The 20,201-nt window shown below is 70.9% G+C and carries 22 protein-coding genes and 1 pseudogene; 21 read left to right on the top strand and 2 right to left on the bottom strand.

Annotation, left to right across the window (positions count from 1 at the left end):
• Positions 1 to 136 precede the first annotated feature (136 nt).
• On the bottom strand, positions 137 to 994 hold the full coding sequence (locus tag ACZ4TO_RS35360) for an SAM-dependent methyltransferase (protein ID WP_468026342.1): 858 nt from the start codon (positions 992 to 994) through the stop codon (positions 137 to 139).
• Positions 995 to 1,194: 200 nt separating this feature from the next.
• Here ACZ4TO_RS35360 and proS point away from each other — a divergent pair, with 200 nt between their 5' ends.
• The 18 genes and pseudogenes from proS (at position 1,195) to ACZ4TO_RS35270 (ending at position 16,339) form a co-directional block, all read left to right on the top strand.
• A complete protein-coding gene (proS, locus tag ACZ4TO_RS35355; RefSeq protein WP_468026341.1) occupies positions 1,195 to 2,610 on the top strand; it encodes a proline--tRNA ligase in 1,416 nt (471 codons plus the stop codon).
• A gap of 251 nt (positions 2,611 to 2,861) precedes the next feature.
• The gene (locus ACZ4TO_RS35350) at positions 2,862 to 3,458 is read left to right on the top strand and encodes a hypothetical protein (protein ID WP_328447656.1); all 597 of its coding nucleotides are present in this window, start codon (positions 2,862 to 2,864) and stop codon (positions 3,456 to 3,458) included.
• 439 nt (positions 3,459 to 3,897) lie between these two features.
• Positions 3,898 to 4,317 carry a 30S ribosomal protein S16 gene (gene rpsP / locus ACZ4TO_RS35345; protein WP_339131840.1) on the top strand — a complete coding sequence of 140 codons (420 nt, stop codon included), beginning with the start codon at positions 3,898 to 3,900 and terminating at the stop codon, positions 4,315 to 4,317.
• Positions 4,318 to 4,319: 2 nt separating this feature from the next.
• Positions 4,320 to 4,559: an RNA-binding protein gene (locus tag ACZ4TO_RS35340; protein WP_003973401.1), complete on the top strand. Its 240-nt coding sequence runs from the start codon at positions 4,320 to 4,322 to the stop codon at positions 4,557 to 4,559.
• A 188-nt stretch (positions 4,560 to 4,747) separates the two neighbouring features.
• The gene (rimM, locus tag ACZ4TO_RS35335) at positions 4,748 to 5,359 is read left to right on the top strand and encodes a ribosome maturation factor RimM (protein WP_382790790.1); all 612 of its coding nucleotides are present in this window, start codon (positions 4,748 to 4,750) and stop codon (positions 5,357 to 5,359) included.
• Positions 5,359 to 6,180: a tRNA (guanosine(37)-N1)-methyltransferase TrmD gene (trmD, locus tag ACZ4TO_RS35330; protein ID WP_382790788.1), complete on the top strand. Its 822-nt coding sequence runs from the start codon at positions 5,359 to 5,361 to the stop codon at positions 6,178 to 6,180. The genes rimM and trmD overlap by 1 nt, the downstream gene beginning before the upstream one ends.
• Before the next feature lie 131 nt (positions 6,181 to 6,311).
• Positions 6,312 to 6,662: a 50S ribosomal protein L19 gene (rplS, locus tag ACZ4TO_RS35325; RefSeq protein ID WP_121786682.1), complete on the top strand. Its 351-nt coding sequence runs from the start codon at positions 6,312 to 6,314 to the stop codon at positions 6,660 to 6,662.
• A gap of 80 nt (positions 6,663 to 6,742) precedes the next feature.
• A complete protein-coding gene (lepB, locus tag ACZ4TO_RS35320; RefSeq protein WP_382790784.1) occupies positions 6,743 to 7,459 on the top strand; it encodes a signal peptidase I in 717 nt (238 codons plus the stop codon).
• Positions 7,452 to 8,540, top strand: a pseudogene (gene lepB, locus ACZ4TO_RS35315) (signal peptidase I); the annotation flags it as partial. The gene lepB (ACZ4TO_RS35320) and the pseudogene lepB (ACZ4TO_RS35315), both read left to right, overlap by 8 nt.
• Complete coding sequence (gene lepB / locus ACZ4TO_RS35310) at positions 8,428 to 9,369, top strand: signal peptidase I (protein ID WP_382790781.1); 942 nt, start codon at positions 8,428 to 8,430, stop codon at positions 9,367 to 9,369. The pseudogene lepB (ACZ4TO_RS35315) and the gene lepB (ACZ4TO_RS35310), both read left to right, overlap by 113 nt.
• 179 nt (positions 9,370 to 9,548) lie before the next feature.
• Positions 9,549 to 10,322, top strand: a complete 774-nt coding sequence (gene lepB / locus ACZ4TO_RS35305; protein WP_382790778.1) for a signal peptidase I — start codon at positions 9,549 to 9,551, stop codon at positions 10,320 to 10,322.
• Entirely contained in the window at positions 10,312 to 10,830 is a 519-nt protein-coding gene (locus ACZ4TO_RS35300) for an NUDIX hydrolase (protein WP_468026340.1), read from the top strand. The genes lepB (ACZ4TO_RS35305) and ACZ4TO_RS35300 overlap by 11 nt, the downstream gene beginning before the upstream one ends.
• Positions 10,831 to 10,885: 55 nt before the next feature.
• Positions 10,886 to 11,194: a DUF2469 domain-containing protein gene (locus ACZ4TO_RS35295; RefSeq protein ID WP_003965949.1), complete on the top strand. Its 309-nt coding sequence runs from the start codon at positions 10,886 to 10,888 to the stop codon at positions 11,192 to 11,194.
• Between the two features lie 122 nt (positions 11,195 to 11,316).
• Positions 11,317 to 11,688: a YraN family protein gene (locus ACZ4TO_RS35290; protein WP_385049626.1), complete on the top strand. Its 372-nt coding sequence runs from the start codon at positions 11,317 to 11,319 to the stop codon at positions 11,686 to 11,688.
• Positions 11,688 to 13,313 (top strand): YifB family Mg chelatase-like AAA ATPase, encoded by a 1,626-nt coding sequence (locus ACZ4TO_RS35285; protein ID WP_468026339.1) that lies wholly within the window; start codon positions 11,688 to 11,690, stop codon positions 13,311 to 13,313. Before ACZ4TO_RS35290 ends, ACZ4TO_RS35285 begins: the two co-directional genes overlap by 1 nt.
• The gene (gene dprA / locus ACZ4TO_RS35280; protein WP_468026338.1) at positions 13,310 to 14,455 is read left to right on the top strand and encodes a DNA-processing protein DprA; all 1,146 of its coding nucleotides are present in this window, start codon (positions 13,310 to 13,312) and stop codon (positions 14,453 to 14,455) included. Before ACZ4TO_RS35285 ends, dprA begins: the two co-directional genes overlap by 4 nt.
• A gap of 271 nt (positions 14,456 to 14,726) precedes the next feature.
• Positions 14,727 to 15,569 (top strand): RNA polymerase sigma factor WhiG, encoded by an 843-nt coding sequence (gene whiG / locus ACZ4TO_RS35275; protein WP_385049620.1) that lies wholly within the window; start codon positions 14,727 to 14,729, stop codon positions 15,567 to 15,569.
• A gap of 212 nt (positions 15,570 to 15,781) precedes the next feature.
• The gene (locus ACZ4TO_RS35270; RefSeq protein ID WP_382791276.1) at positions 15,782 to 16,339 is read left to right on the top strand and encodes a TetR/AcrR family transcriptional regulator; all 558 of its coding nucleotides are present in this window, start codon (positions 15,782 to 15,784) and stop codon (positions 16,337 to 16,339) included.
• A gap of 91 nt (positions 16,340 to 16,430) precedes the next feature.
• On the opposite strand, the gene ACZ4TO_RS35265 is transcribed toward ACZ4TO_RS35270, so the two are convergent.
• Positions 16,431 to 17,111 (bottom strand): murein hydrolase activator EnvC family protein, encoded by a 681-nt coding sequence (locus ACZ4TO_RS35265; protein ID WP_382790762.1) that lies wholly within the window; start codon positions 17,109 to 17,111, stop codon positions 16,431 to 16,433.
• A 266-nt stretch (positions 17,112 to 17,377) separates the two neighbouring features.
• Between ACZ4TO_RS35265 and rpsB the strand changes: the two genes are divergently transcribed.
• From rpsB to pyrH, 3 genes are all read left to right on the top strand, one after another.
• On the top strand, positions 17,378 to 18,295 hold the full coding sequence (gene rpsB, locus ACZ4TO_RS35260) for a 30S ribosomal protein S2 (protein ID WP_468026337.1): 918 nt from the start codon (positions 17,378 to 17,380) through the stop codon (positions 18,293 to 18,295).
• A gap of 95 nt (positions 18,296 to 18,390) precedes the next feature.
• Positions 18,391 to 19,227: a translation elongation factor Ts gene (tsf, locus tag ACZ4TO_RS35255; RefSeq protein WP_382790756.1), complete on the top strand. Its 837-nt coding sequence runs from the start codon at positions 18,391 to 18,393 to the stop codon at positions 19,225 to 19,227.
• A 182-nt stretch (positions 19,228 to 19,409) separates the two neighbouring features.
• Positions 19,410 to 20,180 carry a UMP kinase gene (gene pyrH / locus ACZ4TO_RS35250; RefSeq protein WP_037625128.1) on the top strand — a complete coding sequence of 257 codons (771 nt, stop codon included), beginning with the start codon at positions 19,410 to 19,412 and terminating at the stop codon, positions 20,178 to 20,180.
• Positions 20,181 to 20,201: the final 21 nt, after the last annotated feature.

The raw sequence follows: 20,201 nt of genomic DNA, 5'->3' as shown, positions 1-20,201 counted from the left end.
CGAATCACCCGCACCCGGCCACGCGCGCGAGGGGCCGTGCCGGGTGAATCGATGCCCGTCGCCACCAACGGTCACGTCTCCGTCCGACGGCGACGGGCTGACGCACCGGCACGGCCCCGACCCACCCACCGGTCTCTCAGGGCGTACGGGCGATCAGATACCGGAACACGTTCGGCATCCACACGGTGCCGTCCCGCCGCACATGAGGATGCAGCGCCTCCGTCACCTCCTTGTCGACCTGCGCCTGGTCGGTGGCGTCGACCGCCGCGTCGAACAGCCCCGTGGAGAGCAGCCCGCGCACGGCACTGTCCACGTCGGCGTAGCCGAACGGGCAGGCCACACGCCCCGAGCCGTCAGGCCGCAGCCCGGCCCGCTGGGCCACCTCCTCCAGGTCGTCCCGCCGGGCGGCACGCCAGCTCGCCGCACCACGCAGCGGATCGGCCAGTTTCGTGGCCACCCGCAGCACGGCCGAGGTGGCGCACCGCTCCGGCGGCCCCCACCCGACAAGCACGACGGGCGTTCCCCGGCCCGCGAGCGGCGCGGCCTCGGCGAGCTGCGCGCCGAGCCCCTCGGAGTCGCCGGCCACGCACCCGATCGGTTCGAACGCGGTCACCAGGTTGTACGCCGGCGCCCCCGCCACCACGGCGTCCCGGGGGGACCCGGACACGACCCGGGCACCGGGACGCGGGCCGGCGTCCCGTTCGGACGGCAGGAGTCGTTCCCGCGCGAGGGCCAGTCGTTCGGGCGACGAGGAGTCGACACCCGTGACCGCGGCGCCGCGGGAGCCGGCCATCAGCAGGGCGAGCCCCGACCCGCAGCCGAGCCCGAGCAGCCGTGTCCCACCGCCCACTTCGAGCCGCTCGTAGACGGCCTCGAAGAGCGGCACCAGCATCCGCTCCTGGATCTCGGCCCAGTCACGCGCGCGTGCACCCCGGTCCGGGCGGGGCGCTGGGCCCGCATGAGGAAGGTGCTGCCGCACGAGCGTAGGTGTCATCGAAAGTGCCCCAATCCGCCGAGAGTTGCTGCCGGGCCCCCTCTCCTCCGCCCCCGCGCACGAGGCCCGCACTCCCCCCGTATGTCAGGTAACTCCGCCCTCGACGTGCCGTCCAGGGGTCTCGGGGGCCCGTTTGCGGCCCGGACGCGAAAGGCGCAAGAATTCACATACCGGCAACGTGGGCCCGTAGCATCGGCCGCATGGCAAAGGCACCCGTTCTCACGCCCCAGGCGGACGACTTCCCGCGCTGGTACCAGGACTTGATCAACAAGGCCGAGCTCGCCGACAACGGCCCGGTGCGCGGCACCATGGTCATCCGGCCCTACGGGTACGGACTGTGGGAGCGGATGCAGCAGGAGATGGACGCCCGCATCAAGCAAGCGGGTGCCCAGAACGCCTACTTCCCGCTGTTCATCCCGCAGTCGTACCTCACCCGGGAGGCGGAGCACGTCGAGGGCTTCGCGCCGGAACTCGCGGTCGTCACGCACGGCGGGGGCAAGGAGCTGGAGGAGCCGGTCGTCGTCCGCCCCACCTCCGAGACGATCATCAACGAGTACTTCTCCAAGTGGGTGCAGAGCTACCGCGATCTTCCGCTGCTGATCAACCAGTGGGCGAACGTGGTCCGTTGGGAGATGCGCCCGAGGGTGTTCCTGAGGACGACCGAATTCCTCTGGCAGGAGGGGCACACCGCGCACGCCACGTACGAGGACGCCCGGGACTACGCCGCGCACATCCACACAGAGGTGTACGCCGACTTCATGGTGAACGTCCTCGGCGTCGACGTCGTCCTCGGCCGGAAGACGGCGAGCGAGCGGTTCGCGGGCGCGATCAACACCCTCACGCTCGAAGGCATGATGGGCGACGGCAAGGCGCTCCAGATGGGCACGAGTCACGAGCTGGGGCAGAACTTCGCCAAGGCGTTCAACACCCAGTACCTCTCCAAGGACGGGAAGCAGGAGCTCGTCTGGCAGACCTCCTGGGGCTCCTCGACCCGCATGGTGGGTGGCCTGATCATGTCGCACGGCGATGACAGCGGGTTGCGGGTGCCGCCCCGGCTCGCCCCTGTACAGGTGGTCGTCCTCGCGATCAAGGGCGACGAGGCGGTTCTGGCCAAGGTCCGCGAGATCGGCGCGAGGCTGACCGCGGCGGGCCTGAGGGTCCAGGTCGACGACCGTACGGACACCCCCTTCGGGCGCCGCGCCGTCGACTGGGAGCTCAAGGGCGTCCCCGTACGGATCGAGGTCGGCCCCCGTGACCTGGAGAACGGCACGGCGATGCTCGTCCGCCGTATCCCCGGAGGCAAGGAGCCGGTGGCCCTCGACGCGCTGGCCGCCCTGCTCCCCGGCGCCCTGGAGGAGGACCAGGCGCTCCTGCTGAGGCAGTCGCGCGAGCGCCGCGAGTCCCGTACGACGGACGTGTCGACCATCGACGCGGCCGTGGAGGCGGCCGTGTCCGGCGGCTGGGCGCGCATTCCCTGGGCGGACCTCGGAGAAGAGGGCGAGGCCAGGCTCGCCGAGCACGCGGTGACCGTACGGTGTCTGGTCGCCGAGGACGGGTCGGTGCCGGACGCCGAGGACGCACCCGGTAACGTCGCGGTCGTCGCCCGCGCGTACTGAGCCGGACGGCAGAGCGGCCGAAACGCCCCTTGCGCATCTGCCGACCACAGGTGCCCCGGCGTACGGATGTCGTCTACGCGCCGGGGCGTACGTGTGACTACGTACCGCCTTGGTACGAGCTGTGACACTTCTCCGCAGATCGGCGCACCCGACCTCGTCGGTTCACATCAGTGCCAACTGACGGGTACGTGCAAATTATTTGGGATGCCCCGTAATAGGAACACGGAGGCACTCCCGCTCGTTCTCATTACGTGAGCACGACACCACCTGTTCTCGCCGCAGAGCTGGCAGGGGCGTGGGCCGACATTCAGCGGCACCACCCCGAACTGCCCGATCTTGCCGCGCCAGAGTCCCTGATCGGAGAATCGTCGTCCGCATGCGGGCACGAACTCTCCTTCGAGCGACTGCTTCACGAAGCAGTCCACGGCATCGCCGCCGCCCGTGGAGTCCGCGACACCTCGCGCGCCGGCCGCTATCACAACCGCAGATTCCTCGCGATCGCCGAGGAGCTGGGCCTGGACCACCCCGAGGAGCCGCATCCCAGCAGTGGCTTCTCGCTGGTCACGCTCAACCCCGAGGCGAAGCGCCGCTACCGCCCGACCATCGAGCGGCTCCAGCGGGCGCTGAAGGCCCACACGGCCGCCACGTCCGCGGACACCGCCCGCTCGTTCCGCGGCCCGGCCGCCCGTCACGGCTCCTCCGGGGGAGGCGTCCGCGTCAAGGCCGTCTGCGACTGCGGTCGCAACGTCCGCGTGGTTCCGTCCGTCCTCGCGCAGGCGCCGATCGTGTGCGGAGGGTGCGGCAAGCCCTTCCGGATTCCGGAGGTGGTCGGCGCGGCCGCGAGCTGAGGAGCGGGCTCCACCGGCGTCTCGTGGGTGCCGGACGAGTTCGTGCGGCCCGTGAGCAGTCGTGCCTCCCCCACTGCCCTGGAGCACGTGGGGGAATTCAGGAGGCACGAGTGCGCGCGGGCGGCGTCTCTCCGAGGCCCTCGTGGCCGGTGTACGTCGCGCATGCCTGTCGGGCACCCGGGAACGCCGGGTGCCCGACAGGCATGCGCTCGTCCGGGCACGGGCTTGGTCCTGGCGCGCGCACGTGCGGTGGACGTGGGCTCGAACACCCTCGGTCCGGGCGGAGCGAGGGATGTGGCAGAATGGCTAGCTGTACTCGACAGCCGCATAGGACCCCTCTCTCCTCCGGCTGACGCGTCCATCGGGCACTCGGGTACCGCAACCCCACGCGGCCATCTCTGCGTGCCCAACCCCGTCAAGACCAGGAGACACCACTTCCGTGGCAGTCAAGATCAAGCTGAAGCGTCTGGGCAAGATCCGTTCGCCTCACTACCGCATCGTCGTCGCCGACTCCCGTACCCGCCGTGACGGCCGGGCCATCGAGGAGATCGGCCTGTACCACCCGGTGCAGAACCCCTCGCGCATCGAGGTCGACTCGGACCGCGCGCAGTACTGGCTGGGTGTCGGCGCGCAGCCGACCGAGCCCGTGCTCGCCATCCTGAAGCTGACCGGTGACTGGCAGAAGTTCAAGGGCCTGCCGGCCCCGGCTCCGCTGCTCGTCGCCGAGCCGAAGGCCGCGCGCCCGCTGTTCGACGCCCTCGGTGGCGAGGACACGGGCAAGGGTGAGGCCATCACCCAGAAGAAGAAGGCTGAGAAGAAGGACGAGGCTGCGGCCGAGTCCGAGTCGACCGAGGCCTGAGCATGCTCGAGGAGGCTCTCGAGCACCTCGTGAAGGGCATCGTCGACAACCCCGACGACGTGCAGGTCGCCTCGCGCAACCTGCGCCGCGGGCGCGTTCTCGAGGTCCGGGTCCACCCGGACGACCTCGGCAAGGTGATCGGCCGCAACGGCCGCACCGCGCGCGCTCTGCGGACCGTCGTGGGCGCCATCGGCGGCCGCGGTGTCCGCGTCGACCTCGTCGACGTGGACCACGTCCGCTGACGTAGCAGGCAACACCGGCTCGGGCCGGGGAGGGCTTACGAGCCGTCCCCGGCCCGTAGTCGTCTGCGAACCCGTCCAGGCGGTCCGCCGGACGCTCCCGGCGGGACACCCGCCACCCCCACGGACGCCCGCGCTCCCGCGGCCGTCCGGAACCGTCGCCGTCGGCACACGACAGGAGATCAAGCACAGTGCAGCTGGTAGTCGCTCGCGTCGGCCGTGCCCACGGCATCAAGGGCGAGGTCACCGTGGAGGTCCGCACCGACGAGCCGGAGCTCCGGCTCGGCCCCGGTGCCGTCCTGCTCACCGATCCGGCCTCCACCGGACCACTGACCATCGAGACGGGCCGCGTCCACAGCGGCCGTCTCCTGCTGCGCTTCGCGGGCGTGCGGGACCGCAACGCCGCCGAGGCGCTGCGCAACACCCTGCTGATCGCCGAGGTCGACCCCGACGAGGCGCCGGAGGACCCGGACGAGTACTACGACCACCAGCTCATGGACCTGGACGTCGTCACCGTGGACGGCGCCGAGGTCGGGCGCATCACGGAGATCTCGCACCTGCCCTCGCAGGACCTGTTCGTGGTCGAGCGCCCGGACGGCACCGAGGTGCTGATCCCGTTCGTGGAGGAGATCGTCGTCGAGATCGACCTGGAGGAGCAGCGGGCCGTCATCGACCCGCCGCCCGGCCTGATCGACGACCGGGCGGAGATCGCCTCCACCCGGGACGCGGAGGACGCCTCCGCCGGGGACACGGGCAGCGGCTCCGCCGAGGCCGGCGAGGACGCCACGGAGGCCGACGCCTGATGCGGCTCGACGTGGTCACGATCTTCCCCGAGTACCTGGAACCGCTGAACGTCTCCCTCGTCGGCAAGGCCCGCGCGCGCGGGCAGCTCGACGTGCACGTGCACGACCTCCGCGACTGGACGTACGACCGCCACAACACGGTCGACGACACGCCCTACGGCGGCGGCCCCGGCATGGTCATGAAGACCGAGCCCTGGGGCGACGCCCTGGACACCGCGCTGGCGGACGGCTACGAGACGGGCGCCCACGGCCCCGCCCTCGTGGTCCCCACCCCCAGCGGGCGCCCGTTCACCCAGCAGCTCGCCGTCGAACTCTCCGAACGCCCCTGGCTGGTCTTCACGCCCGCGCGCTACGAGGGCATCGACCGCCGCGTCATCGACGAGTACGCGACGAGGATGCCCGTCTACGAGGTGTCCATCGGCGACTACGTCCTCGCCGGCGGCGAGGCGGCCGTCCTGGTCGTGACCGAGGCCGTGGCGCGGCTGCTGCCCGGGGTCCTCGGCAACGCCGAGTCCCACCGGGACGACTCGTTCGCCCCCGGCGCCATGGCCAACCTCCTGGAGGGCCCGGTGTACACCAAGCCCCCGCGGTGGCGCGGCCGCGAGATCCCCGACGTCCTGGTCAGCGGCCACCACGGCAAGATCGCCCGCTGGCGCCGCGACGAGGCGCTGCGCCGTACCGCGGCGAACCGCCCCGACCTCATCGAGCGCTGCGACGCCTCCGCCTTCGACAAGAAGGATCGCGAGATGCTCTCGATCCTGGGCTGGCAGCCGGACGCCGGCGGCCGATTTTGGCGCAGGCCGGACGTCGTGGAAGAATAGGCCGCTGCTCTCCGTCGTCCGGCGTGCGCCCCTGCCACAGGGGGACACGACGCCCGTCCCGACGAGACGGCATCATCTTCGAACCTCTCTCCCGTTGATGACCTGTGGCATCAGCGAAGAAAGCAGACACAATGTCTCACCTGCTCGACACCGTCGACGGCGCCTCGCTGCGCACCGACATCCCGGCCTTCCGCCCGGGTGACACCGTCAACGTCCACGTCCGCGTCATCGAGGGCAACCGCTCCCGTGTGCAGCAGTTCAAGGGCGTAGTCATCCGCCGCCAGGGCTCCGGCGTCCGCGAGACCTTCACGGTCCGCAAGGTCTCGTTCTCCGTCGGCGTCGAGCGCACCTTCCCGGTGCACACCCCGATCGTCGAGAAGATCGAGCTCGTGACCCGCGGTGACGTCCGTCGCGCCAAGCTGTACTACCTCCGTGAGCTCCGCGGCAAGGCCGCGAAGATCAAGGAGAAGCGCGACAACTGAGCTCCTTCCGCCGCGGTTCTCCGCGGCCGGTCGAGCCGGTAAGAAGGCGTCTCATGGAGGCCGGATAGCATCTGGCCCCGATGGACACCGAAGCACAGCCCGTGGAGCGCGACCGCTCCTCCAGCCGTTCCGCTTCCGAGGAGATCTCGGACACAGCGGGGCCGGAGGAGCGGTCGCGTTCTGCGTTCCTCGACAGGATCGCCGCGTGGCTCCCCGGGGGCCGGATCACCCTGACCGCGCTGGTCTGTCTCGCTTTTCTGCTGCTGGTCAGCCGCTTCGTGATGCAGCCCTTCGAAATTCCCAGCGGCTCCATGGAGTCCGGATTGAGGATCGGGGACCGCGTTCTCGTAAACAAGTTGGCGTACCGTTTCGGTTCCGAGCCGCAGCGGGGCGATGTCGTCGTCTTCGACGGCACCGGTTATTTCGGGAACGCGGACTACGTCAAACGCGTCGTCGGGGTTGAGGGGGACCACGTGGTCTGCTGCGACAAGGAGGGGAGACTCGAGGTGAACGGCCGAGCGGTCGACGAGTCGACATTTCTCTATCAGGGCGACAGCCCGTCCGAGGTGCCCTTCGACGTCGTCGTGCCCGAGCGCTCCCTGTTCCTCCTGGGTGATCACCGCAGCCGCTCCAGCGACTCCCGTGATCATCTGGGCTCGCCCGGCGGCGGCATGGTCCCCGTCGGCGACGTCATCGGCAGGGCCGACTGGATCGCCTGGCCCGCGGGCCACTGGACGCGTCTGACGCGTCCCGACGCCTACGCGCGCGTGCCCGCCGCCGGCGGTGCCCGTGGGTAACCGCGGACGGGCGCGCGGGGTCTCCGCCAGTGCCGCCGACAACCTGCTCCCCACCGGGTCCCGGCGCGCCGCCGGAGGCGCCGCCCGGCCCAGCCGGGTCGAGCGCCGCAAGCTCGCGCGCAAGATCAAGCGGCGCAGGCGCCGCTCGGCGGTCAAGGAGATCCCTCTCCTCGTCGGTGTGGCCGTGCTGATAGCCCTGGTCCTCAAGACGTTCCTCGTCCAGGCCTTCGTGATCCCGTCGGGCTCCATGGAGAACACGATCCAGATCGGCGACCGGGTCCTGGTGGACAAGTTCACCCCCTGGTTCGGCTCCCAGCCCAAGCGCGGTGACGTCGTCGTCTTCAAGGACCCCGGAGGCTGGCTCACCGCCGAGGAGTCCCAGAAGAAGAACGACCCCGTGGTCGTCAAGCAGTTCAAGGAGGGGCTGACCTTCATCGGTCTGCTGCCCTCCGACAACGAGAAGGACCTGATCAAGCGGGTCGTCGGACTCGGCGGGGACACCGTCAAGTGCTGCGACACCCAGGGCCGGGTGACCGTGAACGGCACCCCCCTGGACGAGCCCTACATCTACGCCGGGGACAAACCGTCGGACTTCTCCTTCGAGGTCAAGGTGCCCGCGGGGCGTCTGTTCGTGCTCGGTGACCACCGGGGCAACTCCGCGGACTCCCGGTACCACCGCAGCGACAAGTTCAGCGGCACCGTCTCCGAGGACTCGGTCGTGGGCCGGGCGATGGTCATCGGCTGGCCCATCGGGCACTGGACCCGCCTGACCGAGCCGAACACGTTCTCGACGGTGGCCGACGCGCCCGGAGGGTCGGCTTCCGGTCCAGTCCTGTCGCATAGGGTGGCCTCTGCGGATCCTGATGGATTGATCCCGCTCCCGAGCCCTGCGGAACTCCCGCTCGTTATGGGAGTGGTGGGCCTGCGCCGAATACGGCGCCGGCGGCGGCACGGAGTGAGGAGTGGATGTGGGGGATGTGGCGGTCGGCGCGCGATCTGGGCACGAAGGTCCCGAGGGACAGCCGGAGAGGCCCGAGGATGCGGCTGCCCCGGCCGTAGAGCCCGATCCGGATTCCGGGAGCGGCTCCGAGGACGGGGACGCCTCGACCGGGCGTTCCGGACGGGACCCGAAGTCCACCAAGCAGCGCTCCTTCTGGAAGGAGCTGCCGATCCTGATCGGCATCGCTCTGGTGCTCGCGCTGATTATCAAGACGTTCCTGGTCCAGGCGTTCTCGATCCCGTCGGACTCGATGCAGAACACCCTCCAGCAGGGTGACCGCGTCCTCGTCGACAAGCTGACTCCGTGGTTCGGCTCCGAACCGCAGCGCGGCGAGGTCGTCGTCTTCCACGACCCGGACAACTGGCTGGCGGGCGAGCCCACGGCCAACCCGAACGCCCTGCAGACGGTCCTGAGCTGGATCGGCCTGATGCCCTCGGCCGAGGAGAAGGACCTCATCAAGCGGGTCATCGGCGTCGGCGGCGACACGGTCGAGTGCAAGGGCACCGGCCCGCTGAAGGTCAACGGCAAGGCGCTGAACGAGTCGTCGTACGTGTACGCGGGGAACACCCCGTGCAGCCAGGACGAGGACGGCGGACAGTTCAAGGTCAAGGTCCCCAAGGGCATGATCTGGGTGATGGGCGACCACCGCCAGAACTCGCGGGACTCGCGCTACAACCAGGCGGACAAGCACCACGGCATGGTCCCGGTGAACGACGTCGTCGGCCGCGCCATCGTCAAGGCCTGGCCCATCAACCGCTGGGGCACCCTCCCGGTCCCGGACACCTTCGACCAGCCCGGTCTGAGCGACCAGGCGGCCGCGGCGGTCACCTCGCCGGGTTCCGTGGCCCTGCTGGGCGCGGTGCCGCTCGTGCTGGTGCGACGCAGGCGCAAGGTGTCCAAGGACGACTGAGCCTCCTCACGGCCTTCGGGGCCGGCTTCCGCGGATCCGTCCGCGGAAGCCGGCCCCGCGCGTTTTCCCGGCGAGGATCCGGTCTCCGCTCGTTTCCAGGTGAGGATCCGGTGCCCTCCGGCGATCGTGATCCGGCGGGGGCTGACCCCGGACCGTACCCCTGGGTAAGGTGCGGGCTTATGGGTGGCGAGAGCGCAACACGTACGGCCCCGCGCAGCGGTGGCACGGGCAAGGCCCCGGCGGGCAGCAAGACCGGACAGCGGCTGTCCGGACTGGCCGTCGCGCTGGGCCTGCTGCTGTTCCTCGGCGGATTCGCCTGGGCGGCGGTCGACTACCGGCCCTACACCGTCCCCACGAGCTCGATGGCGCCGACGATCAAGATCGGCGACCGGGTGCTGGCGCAGCGCGTCGACGGCAGCGAGGTCCGCCGCGGTGACGTCGTCGTCTTCGAGGACAAGACGTGGGTCACGGGCTCGTCGGTGGTCAAGCGCGTGGTCGCCGTCGGCGGCGACACGGTGGCCTGCTGCTCCGAGGGCAAGCTGACGGTCAACGGCAAGAAGATCGACGAATCGTATCTGCCCGAGGGAAGCCTCGCCGAGCTCACCGGCTTCCCGACCGTGAAGGTCCCCGAGGGACGGCTGTTCCTGCTGGGTGACGAGCGGCGCGGCTCCCTGGACTCCACCGCGCACCTGACGGACGCCGCCAGCGGCACCGTGGCGCGCGGAGCCGTGAAGGCCCGCGTCGACGCCGTCGCCTGGCCCATGAACGGCATGCTCGCCCGCCCCGACGGCTTCAAGGTGCTCGGCGCCCTGTCCCAGCCCGGACCGCTCCCCACGATGATCGCCCTCGTGATCGCCGGCGCCGTTCTCGTGCTGGGCGGAGCGGCCTACGGGCCCGTCGCCAAGCTGGCCGGGCGGTCCCGGGCGCGCACGGAGTCCGCCGGTGCCCGCTGACGCGGCGGACGAGGCCCCCGGCCGGGACGGGCTGCGCAAGGTCGCCCGGGTCGTCCTGCTCGACCCCGAGGACCGTGTCCTGCTGCTCCACGGCCACGAGCCGGACGATCCCTCCGACGACTGGTGGTTCACGCCCGGCGGCGGGGTCGAGGGCGACGAGACCCGTGAGCAGGCGGCTCTGCGGGAACTCGTCGAGGAGACCGGGATCACCGAGGTCGAACTCGGCCCCGTGCTGTGGCGGCGGATCTGCTCGTTCCCGTTCGCGGGGAGGCGCTGGGACCAGGACGAGTGGTACTTCCTGGCCCGTACGACCCAGACCGCCACCGCGGCCACGGGGCTGACGGACCTGGAGCGGCGCAGCGTCGCCGGAGCGCGCTGGTGGACGTGCCGGGAACTGACCGAGGCACATGAGACGGTGTATCCGACCAAGCTCGCCGGGCTGCTCCGCAGGGTGCTCGACGAGGGTCCCCCGGCCACGCCCGAGGTCCTCGACACGGAAATCGTCTAGGGGCTCTCGGGGCTGGCGCACAATAGGGGGACGCACGGCTGAAGGGGAACATGCCATGAGCGCCGAGGACCTCGAGAAGTACGAGACCGAGATGGAGCTGAAGCTCTATCGGGAGTACCGCGATGTCGTCGGTCTGTTCAAATATGTGATCGAGACCGAACGGCGCTTCTATCTCACCAACGACTACGAGATGCAGGTGCACTCGGTCCAGGGTGAGGTGTTTTTCGAGGTGTCCATGGCGGATGCCTGGGTGTGGGACATGTATCGCCCCGCCCGCTTCGTGAAACAGGTGCGTGTCCTGACATTCAAGGACGTGAACATCGAAGAGCTGAACAAGAGCGATCTGGAGCTGCCGGGCGGCTGAGGCCCTGAAGCAGGGTGGTGACTCGTACGGGTGACTGGGTTTTCCACAGTCACCCGTTCGTCCACCAAGATCCAAAAGTTGTGTGATCCGGCCTCATCGTCGGTGCCGGAGGTGGTGCCGACATGAAGACATCCGAGGCACGCAACGCACTGGGCGCCTACGGCGAGGAACTGGCCGCACGGCGGCTGACCGGGACCGGCATGACGGTCCTGGCACGCAACTGGCGCTGTGGACGTACGGGCGAGATCGACATCGTGGCCCGGGACGGCGACGCGCTGGTCGTCTGCGAGGTCAAGACCCGCAGGGCGGGAGCGTTCCAGCATCCGATGGAGGCCGTCGCGCCGGCCAAGGCCCGCCGGCTGCGCGGCCTCGCCGAACGCTGGCTCCAGGAACACGGAGGAGCCCCGCCGGGCGGCGTCCGTATCGACCTGGTCGGCGTCCTGATCCCCGAACGCGGCGCACCCGTGGTCGAGCACGCGCGGGGGGTGGCCTGATGGGATTCGCCCGTACGTGTTCGGTGGCCCTGGTGGGCGTGGAGGGCGTCGTCGTCGAGGTCCAGGCCGACCTGGAACCGGGCATCGCCGCCTTCACCCTGGTCGGGCTCCCCGACAAGAGCCTGACGGAGAGCCGGGACCGGGTCAGGGCCGCGGTGGTCAATTCCGGCGCGACCTGGCCGCAGAAGAAGCTGACGGTGGGGCTGAGCCCGGCCTCGGTGCCCAAGGGCGGCTCCGGCTTCGATCTCGCCGTCGCCTCGGCCGTGCTGGGCGCCGCCGAGCGGATCGATCCACGGGTGCTCGCCGACATCGTGATGATCGGGGAGCTGGGACTCGACGGCCGGGTGCGCCCGGTCCGCGGCATCCTGCCGGCCGTCATCGCCGCGGCGGACGCCGGCTACGAACAGGTGGTGGTCCCCGAGTGCGCGGCGGCCGAGGCCTCCCTCGTCCCCGGAATCTCGGTGCTCGGAGTCCGCAGCCTGCGCCAGCTCATCGCCGTGCTGGCGGACGAACCGGTGCCCGAGGAGGAGCCGGACGAACGGGGCCGCCCGGACCCGCTGGCGGCCGGCCTGCGCCTGCCCGGCACGGGCGAGGCCACCGGCCTGTGCGGCATCGCCGTGCCGGAACACGACCCGGGCCACGACCTCGGGGACGTCGTCGGCCAGCACTCGGCGCGCACCGCGATGGAGGTGGCGGCGGCCGGCGGGCATCACGTCTTCCTCCAGGGGCCACCCGGCGCCGGCAAGACGATGCTGGCCGAGCGGATGCCGCTGATCATGCCGCGCCTGACCCGGCAGGAATCCCTTGAGGTCACGGCGATCCACTCCGTCGCGGGCCTGCTGCCGCCCGGCAAACCGCTGGTGGACGTCGCCCCGTACTGCGCGCCCCATCACTCCGCGACCATGCAGGCGCTCGTCGGCGGCGGCAAGGGGCTCGCGCGGCCCGGCGCGGTGTCCCTGTCGCACCGAGGCGTGCTGTTCCTGGACGAGGCACCGGAGTTCAGCGGCTTCGCGCTGGACGCCCTGCGGCAGCCGCTGGAGGCGGGACACGTGGTGATCGCGCGCAGCGCCGGTGTCGTGAGGTTCCCCGCGAAGTTCCTGATGGTCCTGGCCGCCAACCCCTGCCCCTGCGGACGCTTCAGCACGACGAACGACTTCTGCGAGTGTCCGCCCTCGCTCATCCGCCGCTATCAGGCGAGGCTCTCCGGGCCGCTGCTCGACCGGGTCGACCTGCGGGTGGACGTCGAGCCGGTCACCCGGGCCGAGCTCACCGCGCGCGGGGCGCGGGGCGAGTCGACGAAGACGGTCGCGGACCGGGTCCTCGCCGGACGGGAGCGGGCCGCCGAGCGCCTGAAGGGGACTCCCTGGCACACCAACAGCGAGGTGCCGGGACGCGAGCTGCGCGGACGCTGGCAGGCGCGGGCGGGAGCGATGGACGAGGCCGAGCGGGGCCTGGAACGCGGGGTCCTGACCGCCCGGGGGCTCGACCGGGTGCTCCGGGTCGCGTGGACGGTCGCGGACCTGTCGGGACACGACCGGCCCGACGCCGGGGACGTCGCCCTGGCCCTGCAACTGCGCACCGGAGTTCCGCGCGGGGTGCCGATGGCGATCGGCTCGCCGGCATGACAGCCGGCGAGCGGCTGGCCCGGGTCACGCTGTCCCGGGTCGTCGAACCGGGCGACGAGGTCTGCGGGCGCTGGATCAGGGAGGTGGGAGCCCCGGAAGCGGTGCGATGGCTCTACGGGGAGCCGGGGCAGCCGAGAGGCATGACCGACCGGAGGTGGGCCGGGCTGCGGGCCAGAGCCGCGCGGGCCGCCCCGGAGCGCGACCTGGCACTCGCCCGGGACGCCGGGGTGCGCTTCATCTGTCCCGGTGAATCCGAATGGCCCGCGCAGCTCGACGACCTCGGGGACGCCCGGCCCGTCGGCCTGTGGGTGCGAGGAAGGGCCGGCCTGCGGCTGTGGGCGCTGAGATCCGTCGCCGTCGTCGGCGCGCGTGCCTGCACCGAGTACGGCGCGCACATGGCCGCCACCCTCGGCGCCGGACTCGCGGAGCGGGGCTGGGTGGTGGTGTCGGGCGGCGCCTACGGCATCGACGGGGCCGCCCACCGGGGAGCCCTCGGAGCGGGCGGTGCCACCGTCGCGGTGCTCGCCTGCGGCGTCGACCGGCCCTATCCGCGCGGACACACCGGGCTGATCACCAGGATCGCGGAACAGGGCCTCGTGGTGGGGGAGTTGCCGCCGGGCGAGCACCCGACGCCCAGCAGATTCATCCTCCGCAACCGGGTCATCGCCGCGCTCACCCGGGGCACCGTCGTCGTCGAGGCGGCGTACCGCAGCGGAGCGCTCGTCACCGCCCGTGCCGCGCAGCGGCTGGGCCGGTTCACGATGGGCGTGCCGGGACCGGCCACCAGCGCCCTGTCCGCCGGGGTGCACGAACTGCTGCGCGGGGAGGCCGTCCTGGTGTCGGACGCCGCGGAAGTCGCCGAACAGGTGGGCGACATGGGGGAGCTGGCGCCGGACCGGCGTGGTCCCGTGCTGCCCCGCGACCTGCTGCACCCGGACGCGGCCCGGGTCCTGGCCGCGCTGCCGGCGCGGGATCCGGCCGGGACCGGGGAGATCGCCCGGCGCGCGGCGACCAGCGCGGACGACGCGGTCGGGAGACTGTACGAACTCCGAGCACTTGGATTCGTCGAACGACACGGCGACGGCTGGAAGTTGACACGCCAGGCGGCGGCCCCCGTCGGAGGTGATCGGAAGGGATGCTGACCGAGCGTGTTCGGCCGTCCGGGGGAACGCCGACACGCCTGGGAATCCTCGCAGTTGGCGACCCCTGACGGTGACACAGGGCGACCGTCGTGACTCCGGGAGACGTCCCGGGGAAAGGTTTCGCGTGCGGGTGACAGCCCGCTCTTCGCGCACTGCGACAGCTCAGTCACGCTACGCTCACAAGGATCCGAAGCAGGCACGCGATCTCGGCACGAGGCCGACAGGACACCCAGGTCATCCCAGTTCACGGCAGAACGGCACTAGGCGACGAATGCCCCAGCACACCTCCGGGTCCGACCGGACGGCGATCCCGCCAGCCGCCCGCGACGGCGGCAGCGTGCGCCCGCCCGCGCCCTCGACACTCGACGAGCTGTGGCGGTCGTACAAGTCGACCGGTGACGAACGGTTGCGGGAACAGTTGATCCTGCACTACTCACCGCTGGTGAAGTACGTCGCGGGCCGCGTCAGCGTGGGTCTGCCGGCCAATGTCGAGCAGGCCGACTTCGTCTCGTCGGGAGTGTTCGGACTCATCGACGCGATCGAGAAGTTCGACATCGAACGCGAGATCAAGTTCGAGACGTACGCGATCACCCGCATCCGCGGGGCGATGATCGACGAACTGCGGGCGCTGGACTGGATCCCGCGGTCGGTGCGGCAGAAGGCGCGCAATGTCGAGCGCGCCTACGCGACGCTGGAGGCGCGGCTGCGGCGCACCCCCTCGGAGAGCGAGGTCGCCGCCGAGATGGGCATCGGTGTGGAGGAACTCCACGCGGTGTTCAGCCAGTTGTCGCTGGCCAACGTGGTCGCCCTGGAGGAGCTGCTGCACGTCGGCGGCGAGGGCGGCGACCGGCTGAGCCTGATGGACACGCTGGAGGACACCGCCGCCGACAACCCGGTCGAGGTGGCCGAGGACCGGGAGCTGCGCAGGCTGCTGGCGCGGGCGATCAACACGCTGCCCGACCGGGAGAAGACCGTCGTCACGCTCTACTACTACGAAGGGCTCACCCTGGCGGAGATCGGCAACGTGCTCGGGGTGACCGAGAGCCGCGTCAGCCAGATCCACACCAAGTCGGTGCTCCAGCTCCGCGCCAAACTGGCCAGCTTCGGACGCTGAGCCCGGTCGTGCCGCGACGGCGGACGATCCCGCCGTGCCGCCCGGGCGGTCCCGCTGTGGCGCCGGACGATCACGCCGTGCCGCCCGGACGGTCCCGCCGGGCGGCCGGACCGGTGCGGCGGACGCCACTCCGGCGGGCTCGCCGGAGTGGTTCCCGTCCGCGGCGCCGCGTCCGTACAGTGGTTGACGTGCCAAGGATTCGAGCGGCCTCCGTGGCCGAGCACCGGTCGATGCAGCGAGCCGCCCTGCTGGACGCGGCGCGGTCCCTGTTGTCCGAGGGCGGGACGGAGGCGCTGACCTTCCCCGCGCTCGCCGAGCGCACGGGGCTCGCGCGGTCCTCCGTGTACGAGTACTTCCGCTCCAGGGCGGCCGTCGTCGAGGAACTGTGCGCGGTCGACTTCCCCGTCTGGGCGGCCGAGGTCTCGGCCGCGATGGCCGCGGCGGACGGCCCCGAGGCCACGGTCGAGGCCTATGTACGCAGTCAGCTCGCCCTGGTCGGGGACCGCAGACACCGGGCCGTCGTCGCCATCTCCGCCAGCGAACTCGACGCGGGGGCCCGGGAGAAGATCAGGGCCGCGCACGGCGGGCTGGTCACGATGATCGGCGAGGCGCTCGCCGCGATGGGGCACGCCGAGCCGCGGCTGGCCGCGATGCTCCTCCAGGGCGTGGTGGACGCCGCGGTGCGCCGCATCGAGCTGGGCGCCGCCGAGGACCCCTCCGCGATCACGGAGGCGGCCGTGACGATGGCGCTCCGGGGCGTCCGGGGCTGACCACCGGCGCCGACGGCCGGCCCGCCTCCCGGTCCCGCCGCCGACGCATGCGCCGCGTTCTCGTCCCCTTGGCCGCCCTGGTCCGCCCAGGTCAGGAGCGGGTGGCCGGTCCGTCTACCGGCAGCAGGCGGGACGGACCGGTGTTCAGGAGCCACGGGGGCAGCAGGGCCAGCGGGTTCAGATAGTCCGGGCCCCTGCGCAGACCCCAGTGCAGACAGGGCGTCGCTCCGCAGTGCGGGTCCGGCGCCTCCAGGGTGCCGACCACCTGGCCCGCGAGCACCTCGTCGCCCTTGTGCACCGAGGCCCGCACGGGACCGTACGTCGTCCGCAGCGGAGGCGCCCCCGTGCCCGACAGCTCCACCGAGACGACCCCGCGCCCCGCGACCCGGCCCGCGTAGGAGACCCGGCCGGGCGCGACGGCCCGCACCGGGGCGCCGGGCGCGGCCGTGAGGTCGACTCCGCGATGGCCCCGGGAGTAGGCCGTCGCCGGCGGTTCCCAGCCCCGTACGACGAACGGCCTGACACCCACGGGCCATGCGCGCGCGAGGGCCGGCACCGAGGGGTCGGCCGCCGGCGGAGAGGACAAGGCCTGCGAGCCGTGCCTTCCCGCCGGAGCGCCCAGAGCCTGCGGCCCGTGCCTTCCTGCCGGAGCGGCCGGGGCGCGCGGCCCGGGACCGGTTCCGGTAGCCGGCGCCGGCGGGTCCGAAGCGCCGAGGAGGGTCACGGCCAGGCCCAGCAGAAGCCACGTACGCGCACATCGGTTCACTCGCATGCGGGAACCGTCGCGCATCGGACGGATCATGGCCGGGATCTGTGGAGTACCGGCCGGTTGTGGACAGCGGCGTCACCTGCGCCCTCTCGGGTCCCGTACACTTCTGATGGCGACCCGGGTCATCGGGTCGACTTCGCACGCCCCGACATCCGGTCACCACCGGTGTCAGCGCCTCTCGGTCCTTTGTGGCAAGGCGCGTCGCGGGCGTCAGGCGCGAGTGCCGTCCGGCACACGCGGCACAACCGAGAAAACCGAGGAGAACGGCCATGGCCGTCGTCACGATGCGGGAGCTGCTGGAAAGCGGCGTCCACTTCGGTCACCAGACCCGTCGCTGGAACCCGAAGATGAAGCGCTTCATCTTCACCGAGCGCAACGGCATCTACATCATCGACCTGCTCCAGTCGCTGTCGTACATCGACCGCGCCTACGAGTTCGTCAAGGAGACCGTCGCCCACGGCGGCACGGTCATGTTCGTCGGCACGAAGAAGCAGGCGCAGGAGGCCATCGCCGAGCAGGCCACCCGCGTCGGCATGCCCTACGTCAACCAGCGCTGGCTGGGCGGCATGCTCACCAACTTCTCCACCGTCTACAAGCGTCTGCAGCGCCTCAAGGAGCTCGAGCAGATCGACTTCGAGGACGTCGCGGCCTCCGGTCTCACCAAGAAGGAGCTTCTCGTGCTCTCGCGCGAGAAGGCCAAGCTGGAGAAGACCCTCGGCGGTATCCGCGAGATGCAGAAGGTGCCCAGCGCCGTCTGGATCGTGGACACCAAGAAGGAGCACATCGCGGTCGGCGAGGCCCGGAAGCTCAACATCCCGGTCGTCGCCATCCTCGACACCAACTGTGACCCGGACGAGGTCGACTACAAGATCCCGGGCAACGACGACGCGATCCGCTCCGTCACCCTGCTCACCCGCGTGATCGCCGACGCCGTCGCCGAGGGACTCATCTCCCGCTCCGGCGCCGGCAAGGCCGCCGGTGACAAGGCCGCGGGCGAGCCGCTCGCCGCGTGGGAGCGCGACCTGCTCGAGGGCGAGAAGAAGGCCGACGACGCCGAGGTCCAGACCTCCGCCGAGACGGAGAAGGTCGCCGACGCCGAGCAGGCCGAGGCTCCGGCCGAGGCTCCGGCCGAGGCCGCCGCCGAGGCTCCTGCCGAGGCCCCCGCCGCGGACGCCGAGCAGGCCTGACCCCTCACCCCTTCGGGTTTGTGAACGGCGGGGGCCCAAAAGCCCCCGCCGTTCGTCCCGTAGATCTTCAGACTTCGAGAGAGATTCCAGGAATCATGGCGAACTACACCGCCGCCGACGTCAAGAAGCTCCGTGAGCTCACCGGCGCCGGCATGATGGACTGCAAGAAGGCGCTGGACGAGGCCGACGGCAACGTCGACAAGGCCGTCGAGGCGCTGCGGATCAAGGGCCAGAAGGGCGTCGCCAAGCGCGAGGGCCGCTCCGCCGAGAACGGCGCCGTGGTCTCCATCATCGCTGACGACAACACCTCCGGTGTCCTGGTCGAGCTGAAGTGCGAGACGGACTTCGTCGCCAAGGGCGAGAAGTTCCAGGCCGTCGCGAACGAGATCGCCCAGCACGTCGTCAAGACGTCGCCGGCCGACATCGAGGCGCTTCTCGGCTCCGAGATCGAGCCGGGCAAGACGGTTCAGGCGTTCGTCGACGAGGCCAACGCCAACCTGGGCGAGAAGATCGTCCTGGACCGCTTCGCCCAGTTCTCCGGCGCGTTCGTGACCGCGTACATGCACCGCACCATGCCCGACCTGCCCCCGCAGATCGGTGTCCTGGTCGAGCTGGACAAGGCCGACGCCGACCTCGCCAAGGGCATCGCGCAGCACATCGCCGCCTTCGCGCCGAAGTACCTCTCCCGTGAGGACGTTCCGGCCGAGGTCGTCGAGACCGAGCGTCGCGTCGCCGAGGAGACCACGCGCGCCGAGGGCAAGCCCGAGGCCGCGCTCCCGAAGATCGTCGAGGGTCGCGTCAACGGCTTCTTCAAGGAGGCCACCCTCCTCGGTCAGCCGTACGCGCTCGACAACAAGAAGTCCGTCCAGAAGGTTCTGGACGAGGCCGGTGTCACCCTGAAGCGCTTCTCGCGCATCAAGGTCGGCATCTGAGTCCGTACAGCGATCGACGCGCGACCCCGATAGGGTCGACAGCAGTCGTCCGCGTACGTCGGCACCCATACGTGTGTGCCGGACGACAGCAGATCTGACGAGGAGGCCATTGCCGAGCATGGGATGCAAACACACCCCACCGGCAATGGCCTTCTTCGTATGTGCACCATGAGGAGATCTCCATGACCACCACCCAGGCCGGAAACGGCGAGAAGAGCGACGACGGCAAAGGCGCGGGCCGCTTCCTGCTGAAGCTTTCCGGCGAGGCGTTCGCCGGTGGCGGGGGACTGGGCGTCGATCCCGACGTGGTGCACAAGATCGCCCGCGAGATCGCGGCCGTCGTGCGCGGCGGAGCCCAGATCGCCGTCGTCATCGGCGGCGGCAACTTCTTCCGCGGCGCCGAACTCCAGCAGCGCGGCATGGACCGGGCGCGCTCCGACTACATGGGCATGCTCGGCACGGTCATGAACTGCCTCGCCCTCCAGGACTTCCTGGAGAAGGAAGGCATCGACAGCCGCGTCCAGACCGCCATCACCATGGGCCAGGTCGCGGAGCCGTACATCCCGCTGCGCGGCGTGCGGCACCTGGAGAAGGGCCGCGTGGTCATCTTCGGCGCGGGCATGGGCATGCCGTACTTCTCCACCGACACCACTGCCGCCCAGCGGGCCCTGGAGATCGACGCCGAGGCGCTCCTCATGGGCAAGAACGGCGTGGACGGGGTCTACGACTCCGACCCGAAGACCAACCCCGAGGCGGTCAAGTTCGACGCGCTCAGCTACGGCGAGGTCATCACCCGGGACCTCAAGGTCGCCGACATGACCGCCATCACGCTGTGCCGTGACAACAAGCTGCCGATCCTGGTCTTCGAACTCCTGGCGGAGGGCAATATCGCGCGGGCCGTCAAGGGTGAGAAGATCGGCACACTCGTGGGCGACCAGAGCGGCCGGGCCTGACGGGGAACGCGCCGGACCGGA

This window comes from Streptomyces sp. NPDC028298 (assembly GCF_055565895.1).
The sequence above is the reverse complement of the archived record's forward strand: the minus strand, read 5'-3'. Positions and strand labels throughout refer to the sequence as shown.

What these genes read in the sequence shown, in the direction of transcription:
- ACZ4TO_RS35360 (WP_468026342.1), bottom strand. Translation starts at nt 994, where the DNA reads ATGACACCTACGCTCGTGCGGCAGCACCTTCCTCATGCGGGCCCAGCG.
- proS (WP_468026341.1), top strand. Translation starts at nt 1,195, where the DNA reads ATGGCAAAGGCACCCGTTCTCACGCCCCAGGCGGACGACTTCCCGCGC.
- ACZ4TO_RS35340 (WP_003973401.1), top strand. Translation starts at nt 4,320, where the DNA reads ATGCTCGAGGAGGCTCTCGAGCACCTCGTGAAGGGCATCGTCGACAAC.
- trmD (WP_382790788.1), top strand. Translation starts at nt 5,359, where the DNA reads ATGCGGCTCGACGTGGTCACGATCTTCCCCGAGTACCTGGAACCGCTG.
- rplS (WP_121786682.1), top strand. Translation starts at nt 6,312, where the DNA reads ATGTCTCACCTGCTCGACACCGTCGACGGCGCCTCGCTGCGCACCGAC.
- lepB (WP_382790784.1), top strand. Translation starts at nt 6,743, where the DNA reads ATGGACACCGAAGCACAGCCCGTGGAGCGCGACCGCTCCTCCAGCCGT.
- lepB (WP_382790778.1), top strand. Translation starts at nt 9,549, where the DNA reads ATGGGTGGCGAGAGCGCAACACGTACGGCCCCGCGCAGCGGTGGCACG.
- ACZ4TO_RS35295 (WP_003965949.1), top strand. Translation starts at nt 10,886, where the DNA reads ATGAGCGCCGAGGACCTCGAGAAGTACGAGACCGAGATGGAGCTGAAG.
- ACZ4TO_RS35290 (WP_385049626.1), top strand. Translation starts at nt 11,317, where the DNA reads ATGAAGACATCCGAGGCACGCAACGCACTGGGCGCCTACGGCGAGGAA.
- ACZ4TO_RS35285 (WP_468026339.1), top strand. Translation starts at nt 11,688, where the DNA reads ATGGGATTCGCCCGTACGTGTTCGGTGGCCCTGGTGGGCGTGGAGGGC.
- dprA (WP_468026338.1), top strand. Translation starts at nt 13,310, where the DNA reads ATGACAGCCGGCGAGCGGCTGGCCCGGGTCACGCTGTCCCGGGTCGTC.
- whiG (WP_385049620.1), top strand. Translation starts at nt 14,727, where the DNA reads ATGCCCCAGCACACCTCCGGGTCCGACCGGACGGCGATCCCGCCAGCC.
- ACZ4TO_RS35265 (WP_382790762.1), bottom strand. Translation starts at nt 17,111, where the DNA reads ATGCGAGTGAACCGATGTGCGCGTACGTGGCTTCTGCTGGGCCTGGCC.
- rpsB (WP_468026337.1), top strand. Translation starts at nt 17,378, where the DNA reads ATGGCCGTCGTCACGATGCGGGAGCTGCTGGAAAGCGGCGTCCACTTC.
- tsf (WP_382790756.1), top strand. Translation starts at nt 18,391, where the DNA reads ATGGCGAACTACACCGCCGCCGACGTCAAGAAGCTCCGTGAGCTCACC.
- pyrH (WP_037625128.1), top strand. Translation starts at nt 19,410, where the DNA reads ATGACCACCACCCAGGCCGGAAACGGCGAGAAGAGCGACGACGGCAAA.